Origin of the sequence: Microbacterium sp. NPDC064584 (assembly GCF_040687315.1) — a bacterium.
GTDB lineage: Bacteria > Actinomycetota > Actinomycetes > Actinomycetales > Microbacteriaceae > Microbacterium > Microbacterium lacus.
In genome coordinates this window covers 118723-131998 of sequence record NZ_JBFBMZ010000007.1, presented here as the reverse complement: position 1 = coordinate 131998, position 13276 = coordinate 118723, and the positions used below count along the sequence as shown (strand labels likewise).

13 protein-coding genes are annotated in these 13276 nt (G+C 71.7%); 3 read left to right on the top strand and 10 right to left on the bottom strand.

What is annotated here, in order from left to right:
• Positions 1-16 precede the first annotated feature (16 nt).
• From AB0P18_RS11560 to hemE, 8 genes are read right to left on the bottom strand one after another with little or no spacing between them, the layout of a single operon-like run.
• Positions 17-823, bottom strand: coding sequence for a sulfite exporter TauE/SafE family protein (locus AB0P18_RS11560; protein ID WP_344055427.1), 807 nt, complete (start codon positions 821-823; stop codon positions 17-19).
• A gap of 5 nt (positions 824-828) precedes the next feature.
• Positions 829-2166, bottom strand: a complete 1338-nt coding sequence (locus AB0P18_RS11555) for a glutamate-1-semialdehyde 2,1-aminomutase (RefSeq protein ID WP_363360134.1) — start codon at positions 2164-2166, stop codon at positions 829-831.
• Entirely contained in the window at positions 2163-3158 is a 996-nt protein-coding gene (hemB, locus tag AB0P18_RS11550) for a porphobilinogen synthase (protein WP_344055429.1), read from the bottom strand. The genes AB0P18_RS11555 and hemB overlap by 4 nt, the downstream gene beginning before the upstream one ends.
• Before the next feature lie 22 nt (positions 3159-3180).
• Positions 3181-4128: a hydroxymethylbilane synthase gene (hemC, locus tag AB0P18_RS11545; protein WP_363360133.1), complete on the bottom strand. Its 948-nt coding sequence runs from the start codon at positions 4126-4128 to the stop codon at positions 3181-3183.
• Positions 4125-5306: a ferrochelatase gene (locus AB0P18_RS11540; protein WP_344055431.1), complete on the bottom strand. Its 1182-nt coding sequence runs from the start codon at positions 5304-5306 to the stop codon at positions 4125-4127. Before AB0P18_RS11540 ends, hemC begins: the two co-directional genes overlap by 4 nt.
• Entirely contained in the window at positions 5303-5974 is a 672-nt protein-coding gene (hemQ, locus tag AB0P18_RS11535; RefSeq protein ID WP_363360132.1) for a hydrogen peroxide-dependent heme synthase, read from the bottom strand. Before hemQ ends, AB0P18_RS11540 begins: the two co-directional genes overlap by 4 nt.
• On the bottom strand, positions 5971-7290 hold the full coding sequence (locus AB0P18_RS11530; RefSeq protein ID WP_363360131.1) for an FAD-dependent oxidoreductase: 1320 nt from the start codon (positions 7288-7290) through the stop codon (positions 5971-5973). The genes hemQ and AB0P18_RS11530 overlap by 4 nt, the downstream gene beginning before the upstream one ends.
• 36 nt (positions 7291-7326) lie before the next feature.
• A complete protein-coding gene (gene hemE, locus AB0P18_RS11525; RefSeq protein ID WP_363360130.1) occupies positions 7327-8415 on the bottom strand; it encodes a uroporphyrinogen decarboxylase in 1089 nt (362 codons plus the stop codon).
• Between hemE and AB0P18_RS11520 the strand changes: the two genes are divergently transcribed.
• Positions 8416-9789, top strand: coding sequence for a glutamyl-tRNA reductase (locus tag AB0P18_RS11520; protein ID WP_363360129.1), 1374 nt, complete (start codon positions 8416-8418; stop codon positions 9787-9789). It begins immediately after the preceding gene.
• A 2-nt stretch (positions 9790-9791) separates the two neighbouring features.
• On the opposite strand, the gene AB0P18_RS11515 is transcribed toward AB0P18_RS11520, so the two are convergent.
• The gene (locus AB0P18_RS11515) at positions 9792-10565 is read right to left on the bottom strand and encodes a DUF2510 domain-containing protein (protein ID WP_363360127.1); all 774 of its coding nucleotides are present in this window, start codon (positions 10563-10565) and stop codon (positions 9792-9794) included.
• Between the two features lie 130 nt (positions 10566-10695).
• On the opposite strand from AB0P18_RS11515, the gene cls reads away from it, so the two are divergent.
• Together cls and AB0P18_RS11505 are read left to right on the top strand one after the other, a co-directional pair.
• Entirely contained in the window at positions 10696-12162 is a 1467-nt protein-coding gene (cls, locus tag AB0P18_RS11510) for a cardiolipin synthase (protein WP_363360126.1), read from the top strand.
• Positions 12163-12288: 126 nt separating this feature from the next.
• On the top strand, positions 12289-12663 hold the full coding sequence (locus tag AB0P18_RS11505) for an SHOCT domain-containing protein (RefSeq protein WP_344055438.1): 375 nt from the start codon (positions 12289-12291) through the stop codon (positions 12661-12663).
• 52 nt (positions 12664-12715) lie between these two features.
• Here AB0P18_RS11505 and AB0P18_RS11500 read toward each other — a convergent pair whose 3' ends face one another.
• The gene (locus AB0P18_RS11500) at positions 12716-13258 is read right to left on the bottom strand and encodes a cysteine hydrolase family protein (protein ID WP_363360125.1); all 543 of its coding nucleotides are present in this window, start codon (positions 13256-13258) and stop codon (positions 12716-12718) included.
• Between the last annotated feature and the right edge of the window lie 18 nt (positions 13259-13276).

Sequence of the window (13276 nt, the reverse complement as noted above, 5' to 3'; positions counted from 1 at the left end):
CCGCGACCGCCGCGGCTCAGGCCTTCCGGGACCGGATCGTGCGCACCGCCATCTGGGTGGCGATGAAGACGAGGAACGCGGCGAACAGGACGTTGCCCCAGAACGGATCGACGAGCGTCGCGATCCAGGCTCCGAGCGCGGTCGTGGTGCACGCTGCGACACCGATGAGGGCGGCGGCCTTCAGATCGACGTTCGCGCGGCGGATGTTGCCGATCGTGCCCGAGATCGCGGTCGGGATCATCATGAGCAGCGACGTGCCCTTCGCGATCAGGTCGCTCGTGCCGAAGAGCAGCATGAGGGCGGGGACGACGATGATCCCGCCGCCGACGCCGATCAGTCCCGCGATCGTCCCGGTGATCAGACCCAGCACGACGAGTCCGATGATCGACCACACGGTCAGCGGCAGCCCGGCATCCCGCGAGGGGATCACCAGGAACAGGCTGACGATCACGCCCAGCAGGAACGCGATGAATGCCCAGCGCAGCGCGAACAGGGACACCCGCGGCAGGAGCCACGTGCCGATCTGGGCGCCGACGACCGCGCCGGCGGCGAGGATCAGTGCGGGGATCCAGGCGACCGACCCGTTCAGCGCGTACGCGATCACGCCGACCGTCGCGGTCGGGACGATCGCGGCGAGAGACGTGCCCGCCGCGAGCCGCTGGTTGTAGGCGAGGATCAGCACGAGGAGCGGGACGATCACCGTCCCGCCGCCGACACCGAACAGCCCCGACATGAGACCCGCGAGGAGTCCGATGCCCAGGCACGTGAGGATGTACTTCGCGCCCTTCGGTTCGGAGGTGTGCGGCGCGTCGATCTCGGGCATGCCCTCTATCCTGCCGCGTCGGGGCGCGGAGCCTCGACAGCGGCCCGCACCGCGGCGGGGAGGGCGGTGATGATGCGGTCCAGCTCGCGGTCGGTGTGCGAGGCCGACAGGAACCACGCTTCGAACACGCTCGGCGGCAGGCTGATGCCGGACTCGAGCATCGAGGTGAAGAACGCCCGGTAGCGCCAGGCCTCCTGGTCCTTCGCATCGTCGTAGTCGCGGACCTCTCCGTCGCGGAACGCGAGGGAGAACAGGTTGCCGGCACGGGACACGGTCACCGGGAGCCCCTGGGCGGCGAACGCATCCTCGACGGCACCGGAGAGCACCGCCGCGGAGTGGTCGATACGCGCGTACACGCCGTCGTCGGCGGCGCGCAGCGTGGCATGGCCGGCCGCGACGGCGAGCGGATTGCCGCTCAGCGTCCCGGCCTGGTAGACGGGGCCGAGCGGTGCGAGGAGTTCCATGATCTCGGCACGTCCGGCGACCGCCGCGAGCGGCAGCCCGCCGCCGACGATCTTGCCGAACGTCACGAGGTCCGGTGTCCACGGCTCTTCGTCCGCGCTCCGCGCCTCCAGGCCCCACCATCCGGCCGGATCGACGCGGAAGCCGGTGAGCACTTCGTCCAGGATGAGCAGTGCGCCCTCGCGTCGCGTCAGGTCCGCCAGGTGCCGGTTGAACCGGGGTCCGGGCACGAGCACGCCCGCGTTCGCACCCGCGGCCTCCGTGATCACCGCGGCGATGCGACCGGGGTGCGCCGCAAACGTGGCCTCGAGCGCTCCGAGGTCGTTGTACGGCAGGACGATCGTGAGGGCGGCCACGTCGGCGGGGACGCCGGCCGACCCCGGCAGACCGAGGGTGGCCACGCCCGAACCCGACTCGGCGAGCAGCCCGTCCGAGTGCCCGTGGTAGTGGCCGGCGAACTTGATGACGAGGTCTCGGCCGGTGGCGCCGCGCGCGAGACGGACCGCCGTCATCGTCGCCTCGGTCCCGGTGGAGACCAGGCGCACCCGCTCGAACATGCGGGTCGAGCTCACGGTCGTCCGCTCCCGCAGCAGCTCCGCGAGCTGCGCCTCTCCGGGCGTGGTCGCCCCGAACGACAGCCCGTGTGCGGCGGCGCGCTGCACGGCCGCCACGACGTCGGGGTGCGCGTGGCCGAGCAGGGCGGGACCCCACGAGCACACGAGGTCGACGTATTCGCGACCCTCGACATCCGTCACGTACGGCCCGCGGGCTGAGACGAGGAACCGCGGAGTGCCGCCGACGGACCGGTAGGCACGGACGGGCGAGTTCACCCCGCCCGGGATCACCGCCTGCGCGCGCGCGAACTCTGTCTGATTCGTCATGCTCCGGCTCCGTCCTGGAGAAGGTGCGCCGCCTCGACGGCCCAGTAGGTGAGGATGCCGTCGGCGCCGGCTCGCCGGATGGAGACGAGCGATTCGAGCACCGCCCGCTCGCGGTCGATCCAGCCGTTCGCCGCGGCCGCTTCGATCATGGAGTACTCGCCGCTGACCTGATAGGCCCACACCGGGACCGGGGATGCCGCGGCCACGCGGGACAGCACGTCCAGGTACAGCGAGGCGGGCTTGACCATGACGACATCCGCACCCTCGGCGACATCGATCGCGGCCTCGCGCTCCCCTTCCCGCGCATTCGCGGGGTCGAGCTGGTACGTGCGGCGGTCGCCTTCGAGGGAGGACTGCACCGCCTCGCGGAACGGCCCGTACAGCGCAGAGGCGTACTTCGCGGCGTAGCCGAGGATCGCGGTGTCGTGGTGGCCGTGGGCGTCGAGGACGTCGCGGACCGCGCGCACCTGACCGTCCATCATCCCGGACAAGCCGAGCAGCGCCGAGCCGGCGGACGCCTGCGCGAGCGCCATCGCGCGGTACCGCTCCAGGCTCGCGTCGTTGTCGACACGGCCGGCTCCGTCGAGCACGCCGCAGTGGCCGTGATCGGTGAACTCGTCCAGGCACAGATCGGTCTGCACCACGAGGTCACCGCCGACCTCGGCGGCGGCGATCCGCGTGGCGACGTTCAGGATGCCGTCCGGGTCATCCGCTCCGGAGCCGGTGGCGTCCTTGTGCGCGGGGACTCCGAACAGCATCACGCCGCCGATGCCGGCATCCGCGGCATCATGCAGGGCTCGTTTGAACGAGTCGGTCGTGTGCTGGACGACTCCGGGCATCGAGGAGATCGGGACGGGCTCGCTCACGCCCTCGCGGACGAACATCGGCAGGACGAGCTCGCGCGCGTGCAACCGCGTCTGGGCGACCAGGCGCCGCCAGGCGGGAGTCGCGCGGGTGCGTCGGGGACGGATGTCGGGCAGGGGCGTGGTCATGGGCGTCCTTTCCGCGCGGCGGTCATCCCGCCGCGCCCAGGGGTGCCAGCTGCGCGGCGCCACGGTCGAGCAGTTCGGCGGCGACGCGGTCGGCGAGATCGGATGCCGCGGCATCCGTGTCGGCGGGCGCGGTCTGCACGACCGTCAGCTCGCCGGAGCCGTCCGGAGCGAACACGCTCGCGGTGAGCGCGAGGTCCGCGCCGCGGAGGGCTGCGTGGGCGGCGATCGGCGCCGAGCAGCCCGCCTCCAGCCGGGACAGCACCCCGCGTTCGGCGATCGCCGCGCGGCGCGTGGACGCGTCGTCCACCGCCGAGATCCGCTCGCGCAGCGCGGGAGCGGCATCCGAGCGGACTTCGATCGCGAGGGCGCCCTGCGCCGGCGCGGTCGGCCAGGCGGCGAGGTCGAAGAGCTCGGACGCCTCGCCGAGGCGGCCGAGGCGCTCCAGCCCCGCCGCAGCGAGCACGAGTCCGTCGATGCGGCGGTCGTCATCGGCGTCGTAGAGCCGGCCGAGCCGCGTGTCGACGTTGCCGCGGATGCCGACGACCTCGAGGTCGGGACGAGCCGAGAGCAGCTGAGCCCGGCGGCGGGGCGAACCGGTGCCCACGCGCGCGCCGTGCGGCAGCCGGGCGAGGGTGATGCCGTCTCGGGTCGCGAGCGCATCCCGCGCGTCGGCCCGCTCGGGAACGGCGATGAGGTCGATGCCGTCCGCCGGCGCGGTCGGCAGGTCTTTGAACGAGTGCACGATCACATCGACGCGGCCGTCGCGCAGCGCGTCCCGCAGCGCTGAGACGAAGACACCGGTGCCGCCCATCGACGCGAGCGGCGCGGACGAGCGATCGCCCTCCGACGTGATGGTGATGAGCTCGAAGGGACCGAACCGCGCGGCGACGGCCGAGCTCTGCGCGACCGCCAGGGCGCTCGCACGCGTGCCGACGCGCAGCGGCGCGCCGGGCTTGAGCAGCGCGTTCACGGAAGCAGGCCCGACACCGCCGGCTTGAACCCCGCGCGGACGTTCTCGCAGCACGCCGGCCGGCAGACGTCGAACCACGGACCGAGATCGGTCTGGTGCGGACGCGCGGAGGCCGGGGTGCCCTTCAGGCGCTCGACGACGAGGTCGACCAGGCCGCTCACGAACGCGGGGTCCACGCCCGGCGTCGGGGTGCGGACCGCGCGGATGCCGGCCTCCTCGGCCGCCTCCATCGCCTCGGTGTCGAGGTCCCAGAGCACCTCCATGTGGTCGCTCACGAAGCCGAGGGGCACGATCACGACCGCGTCCTTGCCGCGATCGGGCAGTTCGCCGATCACGTCGCACACGTCGGGCTCAAGCCAGGGCTGGCTCGGCGGGCCGGAGCGCGACTGGTACACGAGCTCCCAGTCGGTCTGCGCCGCGGCGGGCACCTCGTCGCGCACGTTCGCCATCACGAACGCCGCAACCGCTTCGTGCTGCGCCGCGTACGCGCCGCCGGGGCCGAAGTCGCGGTCGCGAGGGCCGGAGCGCTCGGCGTCGGCGGTCGGGATGCTGTGGGTCGAGAACAGCACCTGGATGCGGTCTGCGGCGACGCCGTCGGCGATGAGCGCCGCGACGGCATCCCGGACGCCCTCCGTGAAGGCGTGCACGAAGCCGGGGTGGTCGAAGAACTGCCGGACCTTGTCGATCGTGACGGTGCCGACGAGCTCGGTCGCCTCCAGAACGCGGGCGAAATCCTCGCGGTACTGGCGACAGCTGGAGTACGAGCTGTACGCGCTCGTGGCGATCGCCAGGAGGGTCGTGTCGCCCGCCCCGGCGGCCTCCTGGACGGCCTCCTCGAGGTACGGCGCCCAGTTGCGGTTCCCCCAGTACACGGGCAGATCGATGCCGCGGGCGGCGAGCTCGCCCTCGATCGCGGCCTTCAGCGCGCGGTTCTGCGCGTTGATCGGGCTGATGCCGCCGAAGTGGCGGTAGTGGTGGGCGACTTCCTCGAGACGCTCATCCGGGATGCCGCGCCCCCGCGTGACGTTGCGCAGGAACGGGATCACATCGTCCTGGCCTTCCGGTCCGCCGAAGCCCGCGAGGAGGATCGCGTCGTACGCGACGGGGACCTCGATGTGCGGCGCGCCCGTCGCGGCGGCGTCGCTCGCGGAGCGGACGAGGGGGGTCGTATCGGTCATGACAGCACCTCGGGGAGTTCGTCGAGCGTGATCAGGCGGCCGGTGAAGAAGGGGACTTCCTCGCGCACGTGACGGCGGGCCTCGGTCGCGCGCAGGTGTCGCATCATGTCCACGAGGTCGATCGGGTCGTCGGCCTCGAGCGCGAGGATCCACTCATAGTCGCCGAGGGCGAAGGCGGCGACGGTGTTCGGCTGGATCTGCGGGAAGTCGCGGCCCTTCAGGCCGTGCTCGCTCAGCATCCCGCGCCGCTCGTCCTCGGGGAGGATGTACCAGTCCAGGCTCCGGACGAACGGGTAGACACTCACCCAGCCCTTGGGCGGCAGACCGCGCATGAAGGACGGGGCGTGATCGCGTGTGAACTCCGCCTCGCGATGCACTCCGAGGGCGTTCCACCGCGGCTCGAGCGAGGCCAGAGCGGCCGTGCGACGGAGGGAGCGCAGACCCGCCTGCAGTGCCTGCGCGTCGGCGCCGGTGAGCCAGATCATGAGGTCGGCGTCGGCGCGGAGGCCCGACACGTCGTACAGTCCGCGCAGCGTGACGCCGGTCGCCTCCAGGCCCGCGATGGCCGCGGCGAGCTCGGTCGTCTGCGGAGCCACCGCGGGGCCTGCGGGCCGGGCCAGGATCGCCCAGAGGCCGTACCCGATCGTCTCGTTCGTCTCGGTGGTCATGCTCGTCCTTCCGTGCGGTCCGGCTGGTCTGCCCGCGTGCGCGGGTCCTCGCGGACGGTCTCGGCGATCCGGGCGGCGCTCGCACGGGCGTCCGCCACGATCGCGGCCAATCCGGTGAGCGAAGCCGCTTCTCCCGCGGCCTCCACACCGCTCGGCGGCGGCGCCGCCTCCAGCGTCCGCGTCCAGGTGCGCACCTGGAGGTCGCGGAGTCCGCCGATCTCCGCGCCCGTGACGGCCCGCAGGTCTGCGGCCACCGTGGCCTCCGGATCACCCGGCACTTCATCGTACGAGAGGCGCACGAGGTGGCGGCCCGCCGGGAGCAGATCCGCGACCCATTCCCACTTCGCCGAGGAGTGCGTGAACGCGCGCGCCGTGATGCCGGGCGCGCCGCGCGTGACGAGTGCACCCGTGCCGCGCGGCGCGGCATCCAGCTGGGGCGCGTCGAGCGAGGCGATCGCGACCGTGATCGATCGGGTTCGGGATGCCGCCCCCTGCGCGTCCGAGGCGGCGATCACGACCCGCCCCGCGAGGCGCTCCCCGCCCACGAGCGTCACACCGTCGTGACCGGCGGCCGTGACGCGGGAACCGAGACGGATGCGGGCGCCTGCGGCGACGGCATCCGCGGCAAGGGTCGTCGCGATGCGGTGCACACCGCCGCGCATCCCCGCGACCTGCGACCCCGCCGCGCTCGCGGCGCGCAGACTCAGCACGGCTTCCCCGAGCGAGCGGGCGTTCCGCAACGCGGCGGGGAGCCCCGGTGAGGCGAGTGCGACGGCGAGCTCGTCCGGACTCGTCGAGTACACCCCGCGGACGACCGGTGCCACGAGTTCGGCGAGTACCCGCTCGCCCATCCGCCGGCGCACCAGGTCACCGATGGAGCGGTAGTCCTCGGGGGCGCGCAGCGGCACCCAGCGGTCGATCGCCGCACGCAGGGAAGCGCGTCGCCCGATCGCGCGGACGACGTCGGGCGCAGAGGGGTCGCCGGGGATGCCGAGCACGCTCGCGGCGGGCAGCGGATGCGCCGCGCCGCCCGGGCCGATCACCCACGCCGGGGTGTCGCGCGGGGCGACGACGTCGCCTCCGAGACCGATCTCGGCGGCGAGCGCGGCGACCGTCCCGTCCCGCGTGGCGAAGGACTCAGCGGCCGCATCCGCCTCGACGCCGTCGATGCGGAGCGGGGCGAGCTGCCCGCCGACACGATCCGACGCCTCCAGCAGCGTGACGGGGATGCCGGCACGGGCCAGGTCACGGGTGATCACGAGACCGCCGATCCCTGCGCCCACGACGAGCACCGGCGCGCCCGCGGGTGCGGGCACGCCGTCAGACAGCGGCGAGACCGGTGGGAGCGTGGGTCAGCCCGCCCACGTCGGCTCGGGTGCGACGGAGCCGACCTCGTGCACGAGCCGGACGATGCGCGTGAGTACGTCCGGATCGGTCTCGGGCGGCACGCCGTGACCGAGGTTCACCACGTGTGCGGGGGCGGCTTTGCCGCGCTCGAGGACGTCGAGGACGTGCGCCTCGAGCTTCTCCCACGGAGCCCCGAGCCAGGCCGGGTCGATGTTGCCCTGCAGCACGACGCGATCGTCGAGTCGGCGCGATGCTTCGTCCAGCGGCAGGCGCCAGTCCACACCCACGGCGTCTGCGCCGATCCCCGCCATGAGGTCCAGCACCTCGCCGCTTCCGACACCGAAGTGGATGATCGGCACGTCGAGCCCGCGCAATGCCGAGAGCGTCCGTTTCGAGTGCGGGGCGACGCGGCGCTGGTAGTCGCGGCGTGACAGGGAACCCACCCACGAGTCGAAGAGCTGGACGGCGCTCGCGCCGGCGTCGACCTGCGCACGCAGGAACGCACCGGACACATCGGCGCACCAGTTCAACAACTGGGCCCACGCCTGCGGGTCGGACACCATGAGGCTTCGAGCCCTCAACTGGTCCTTGGACGGACCTCCCTCGACGAGGTACGAAGCGAGGGTGAACGGGGCGCCGGCGAAGCCGATGAGCGGTGTGCTGCCGAGCTCGGCCACCGTGCGGGCGACGCCTTCGCGGATCGGGTCGAGCGCATCCGGGTCGATCGGGCGCAGTCTCAGGATGTCGGATGCCGACCGGATCGGCGCCTCCAGGACGGGCCCGCGGCCCGGGACGATCTCGACCGGGACGCCGGCGAGCCGCAGCGGGATCACGATGTCGCTGAAGAACACGGCGGCGTCCACGCCGTGCCGGCCCACCGGTTGCAGCGTGATCTCGCTCGCGAGCTCGGGGTTCAGGCAGGCGTCGAGCATCGCCGTGCCGACGCGGAGCTCGCGGTACTCGGGGAGACTCCGGCCGGCCTGGCGCATGAACCAGATCGGGGTGGTCTCGGGCCGGTCGCCGCGCAGGGCCCGGACGAGCGGGGACGTGGTGGTGCGACCGTCACGGAGGGGATGTGACGCGGGGGAAGACATATGGACCATTGTCCCACCGCAACCTGTCCGTCCGGTGCGGGCGGTGCGCCGGGTGCCCCGGGGGTTACGTACCATGGAGTAGTGCTTCTCTGCGTCTCCGTGTCCCACCGGACGGCGGATTTCGATCTTCTGGGCCGCCTCTCGGAGGCGGTGACCGCAGAATCGGCGACCGCACTCGTGGACGGCGGGCGGGCGCGCGGCGCGGTCCTGGTCTCCACGTGCAACCGGGTGGAGGCGTACCTCGACGTCGAGCAGGGCGCCGACACGAGCGCCGCCGAAGCGACGCTGCGCGCGATCGCGACCGCAGCGGACCTCTCGCGCGACGCCCTCCGCGAGCGGGCCGAAGTGCTCGCCGGGGCTCCCGCACTGCACCACCTGTTCGCGGTGACCTCCGGCCTGGAGTCGATCGCGGTCGGCGAGGAGGAGATCGCCGGGCAGGTGCGCCGCGCCTACGAGTCCGCCCGCACCGCGAAGGCGACGACCCCCGAACTGGACACGGCCTTCCAGCGCGCGGCGAAGGTCTCCCGCGACGTCCGTGCGGCGACGGCCGTCGGCAAGGCCGGACGCTCCCTCGTGCAGTTCGCCCTCCAGCTCGCCGGCACCCGCGTACCCGACTGGCGCCGTACCCGCGCCCTCGTGGTCGGCACCGGCAACTATGCCGCGACGACCGTCGCCGCGCTCCGGACGCTCGGCGTCTCGGATCTGTCCGTCTACTCCCTCACCGGGCGCGCCGAGCAGTTCGCCGAGAAGTATCACGTCCGCGCGGCGCACGATCTGCGGGATGCCGTCGGATCGGCGGATGTCGTGATCACGTGCACGACCACCTACACCGTGACCGTCGGCGATGTGCCCGACGACGCCCGCCGGACGATCATCGACCTCGGCCTGCCGCGCAACGTCGACCCCGCGGTCGGGCGCCTGCCGGGCGTGGAGCTCATGGACCTCGAGCTGATCGCCACGCACGCGCGGCTGCCGATGCTCGCCCCCGATGCGACCGCGCGCGAACTCGTCTCCTCCGCGGCCGCGGTGTTCGCCGCCGAGCAGACCGCGGCACCGGCGATCGTGGCGTTGCGCTCCCACGTGTTCGACGCGCTCGAGGTCGAGCTGAGCCGCCTGTCCGCCAAGTCGATGCCGGCCGAGCAGGCGGCGGCGGTCACCGAAGCGCTCCGGCACTTCGCGGGAGCCCTCCTGCACGAGCCGACCCAGCGGGCCCGGGATCTCGCCGCCGGCGGCCGCGTGTCCAACTTCGAGGCCGGCCTGCACGCGGTGTTCGGGATCGATCCGGCCGCAGCCGGCGGCGCGGTCACGCCGCTCCGCCGTCCCGGCGGACGCGACGAGGACGCGCTCCGCACCGGCTCAGCCGAGCAGGGCTGACCTCACTCGGAGGCGTCCAGCGCCTGGTCGATCGCCCAGCCGTCGCCCGCGGGGATGAGGATGTACGCGTAGCGATCCTCGTAGGGAAGCGCCTCGTCGGTCTGGTTGCCCTGGTCGTCCACCGTGCTCGTGTAGGTCTCGGACGTGAGCACCGTCACCTGGTCGGCGTCTTCGCTCTGGACCGAGGTGACGTTGAGCTTGTAGTCGTCGACCGAGTCGACGAAGCCCTGCGACGCGGCGGTGAAGCTTGCGCAGTCGACGATCTGCAGGCCTTCCCGGAAGTTCTCCGTCGTCGAGGCCTGGAACTTGTCGCAGTCGCCGGTCTGCCACGCCTCGTCGTACAGCTCCACCGTCGACACCGCGCTGGCGCGGTCGGCGTCCGACACGCCCTGCGCGCCGTTGACCAGGCCGATGATGAGCGGGATCAGGACGGCGATCGCCACGACGAGGCCGAGGAGCACGATCCCGACCACGACCCAGACGATCCAGAGCTTCGACTTCTTCGGCTCGGTCGCCGAGATGAATCCGCCGGAAGGAGCCGTCCCCCCGGGGAAGCCGCCCGGGTATCCGGGCGGCGCGGACACCGCGGGACTCGCGCCCTCGGGTGCGAGTTCGGCGGGGAGGGATGCCGCGGCATCGATGCCCTCATCCGACGCGGTCTCGCCGGTCTCGGCATCCGGAGTCTGCACGTGCTCCGTCCACTGCGTCCCGTCCCACCAGCGCAGGGCGCCGCGGCTGTCGTCGTACCAGCCCGGAGGCGTCGTCCTGTCGGCCATCAGCTCATCCCTCTCGCGCGTCGGCCATCGGGAGCCGGTCGCCTGTCGAGCCTAACCGAGCGCGCCGCGGCGCTCTCGCCCTGATCGGATGACGCGGGGCGCGCGACGGGGGCGATAGCGTGACGCGCAAATGGATACCTCGGCCACCAATCTCGCCTGGATCATCGCCGCGCTGATCGACCTGTCGATCAAGATCGCCGCGCTCATCATCATCCCCCGTCGCCGGAAACCCACCGCGGCGATGGCGTGGCTGCTCGCGATCTTCCTGATCCCGTACGTCGGCATCCTGCTCTACCTGCTCATCGGCAGCTTCAAGCTCCCGAAGCGACGCCGACAGGAGCAGGCGCGCATCGACGAGGAGATCCGGGCGAGCGTGCGGACTGCCGGGCTCGAGACGATGGACACCGCGTGGCCGCGCTGGTTCCAGCGCGTCGTGCAGCAGAACGAGGCGCTCACCGGACTCCCCGCCTCGTACGGCAATGAGGCGACGCTCATCGGCGATTACCAGGCCTCGATCGACGCGATGGCCGCCGAGATCGATCGCGCGACGCGCTTCGTCCACGTGGAGTTCTTCATCGTCGCGTGGGACGACACCACCCGCGGGTTCTTCTCGGCGATGGAGCGCGCGGTCGCCCGCGGCGTGACGGTGCGCCTGCTCGCCGACCATCTGCCGTCGGCGAAGATCCCCGGCAGCAAGAAGACCTTCGCCGAGCTCGACCGGATCGGCGTGAAGTGGTCGTGGATGCTGCCCGTCCAGCCGTTCAAAGGCAAGTACCAGCGCCCCGACCTGCGCAACCACCGCAAGATCGTGGTCGTCGACGGGCGGGTGGCCTTCATGGGGTCGCAGAACCTGATCGCGCGCACGTACGACCTTCCGGGGAACATCAAGCGCGGTCTGCAGTGGCAGGAGCTCATGACGCGATTGACCGGACCTGTCGTCGCCGCGGTCAACGCCGTGTTCCTCTCGGACTGGCTGATCGAGACGGGCGAGGAATTGACCGACCGGGTGCCCGCGACCGAGCTCACGGCCTCGACCTCCCCGGACGCGCTGCTGTGCCAGGTCGTGCCGAGCGGACCCGGCTATGACACCGAGAACAACCTCCGCATGTTCCTCTCCCTCATCTACGGCGCGACCGAGAAGGTCATCATCACGAGCCCGTACTTCGTGCCGGACGAAGCGATGGTCTACGCGATCACGACCGCATGCCAGCGGGGTCTGGAGGTACAGTTGTTCGTCTCCGAGCAGGCCGACCAGTGGCTCGTCGGCCACGCGCAGCGCTCGTACTACAGCGACCTGCTCGAGGCGGGCGTCCGCATCTTCATGTACCCGGCGCCGTACATCCTGCACGCCAAGCACATGTCGATCGACGATGACGTCGCCTTCATCGGATCCAGCAACATGGACATCCGCTCCTTCAGCCTGAACGCGGAGTCCTCACTGCTCGTGCGCGGCGCGTCGTTCGTCCGGGCGATGCGGGAGGTCGAGCAGGGCTACCGGGATGCCGGGCGCGAACTCACCCTCGAGCAGTGGCGGAAGGAGCCGCTGAAGGCGACGTTCTTCGACGGGCTCGCGCGGCTCACGTCCGCGGTGAACTGAGGTCTCCGACGCTCGCGCACGGCGGCATCCGGGATCACCCTTCCCGCATGATGTCCGGCCGCCGCAGCCTGGGTAGCTTTGGGCATCGTCGGCACCTCGCCGCATCCCTCAAGAAAAGGCAATCAAGTGAATATCTGGGAATTCTTCGTCTGGATCTTCTGGGTCTACGTGCTGATCGCGTGCATCTGGATCTTCATCACCGTCGTCATCGACATCTTCCGCGACCCGAGTCTGAACGGCTGGGGCAAGGCGCTGTGGCTGATCTTCCTGGTGTTCCTGCCGTTCCTGGCTGCGTTCATCTACCTGATCGCGCGGGGCCGCGGGATGACCGAGCGGCGAATCGCCGAGTCCAAGCAGGCTCAGGAGCAGGCCAACGCGTACATCCGCGAAGTGGCCGGCACCTCGCCGACCTCCGAGATCGAGTCGGCCAAGAAGCTGCTGGATTCCGGCGCCATCACGCAGGCCGAGTTCGACGCCCTGAAGGCCAAGGCACTCGCCTGATCAGACCCGTCGTCCCCCGTGCCGCCTCGCCGCGCACGGGGGACGCCGTCGTTCAGGGGGTTCTGATGAGCTCGTCGACCGTACGTACCTCCGCGTAGGCGCTGCCGAGCGCGGCGAGGAACGCCGCGTGGACGTCCGGGCCGGCCACGCGCGTGCCCGCGTGTTCGAGATCAGGGGCCGCGCACGCGTCACCCGCCACGGTCACGGAATACCCCAGATCGGATGCCGCCCGCACGGTCGCGTCGACGCACATGCTCGTCATCATCCCGGCGACCACGAGAGAGGAACCCGCGGCGAGGTGGCCCTCGAGGTCGGTCTCGAGGAACGCGTTCGGGTGGTGCTTCGTGACCACGATCTCGTCGTCTGCCGGGGCCACCGCCGGGTGCAGCTGAGCGCCCTCGGTTCCGGCGGCCAGGAATCCGGCATCCGCTTCGAGGCTCTCGTGACGCACGTGGATCACAGGAAGACCCCGGTCCCGGAACGCGCCGAGGAGCGCCGCGGCCCGCTCGGCCGCAGCCTCCGGCCCCACGAGCGGGAAGCGCCCGCCGGGGAAGTAGTCGCGCTGGATGTCGATGAGGATCAGGGTGTCGGGCACGTGGGGAACCCTACTCCC

Bases quoted from the DNA above. Each gene is read 5' to 3' on its own strand.
- AB0P18_RS11560 (WP_344055427.1), bottom strand. From the start codon at position 823: ATGCCCGAGATCGACGCGCCGCACACCTCCGAACCGAAGGGCGCGAAG.
- AB0P18_RS11555 (WP_363360134.1), bottom strand. From the start codon at position 2,166: ATGACGAATCAGACAGAGTTCGCGCGCGCGCAGGCGGTGATCCCGGGC.
- hemB (WP_344055429.1), bottom strand. From the start codon at position 3,158: ATGACCACGCCCCTGCCCGACATCCGTCCCCGACGCACCCGCGCGACT.
- AB0P18_RS11540 (WP_344055431.1), bottom strand. From the start codon at position 5,306: ATGACCGATACGACCCCCCTCGTCCGCTCCGCGAGCGACGCCGCCGCG.
- hemQ (WP_363360132.1), bottom strand. From the start codon at position 5,974: ATGACCACCGAGACGAACGAGACGATCGGGTACGGCCTCTGGGCGATC.
- hemE (WP_363360130.1), bottom strand. From the start codon at position 8,415: ATGTCTTCCCCCGCGTCACATCCCCTCCGTGACGGTCGCACCACCACG.
- AB0P18_RS11520 (WP_363360129.1), top strand. From the start codon at position 8,416: ATGGACCATTGTCCCACCGCAACCTGTCCGTCCGGTGCGGGCGGTGCG.
- AB0P18_RS11515 (WP_363360127.1), bottom strand. From the start codon at position 10,565: ATGGCCGACAGGACGACGCCTCCGGGCTGGTACGACGACAGCCGCGGC.
- cls (WP_363360126.1), top strand. From the start codon at position 10,696: ATGGATACCTCGGCCACCAATCTCGCCTGGATCATCGCCGCGCTGATC.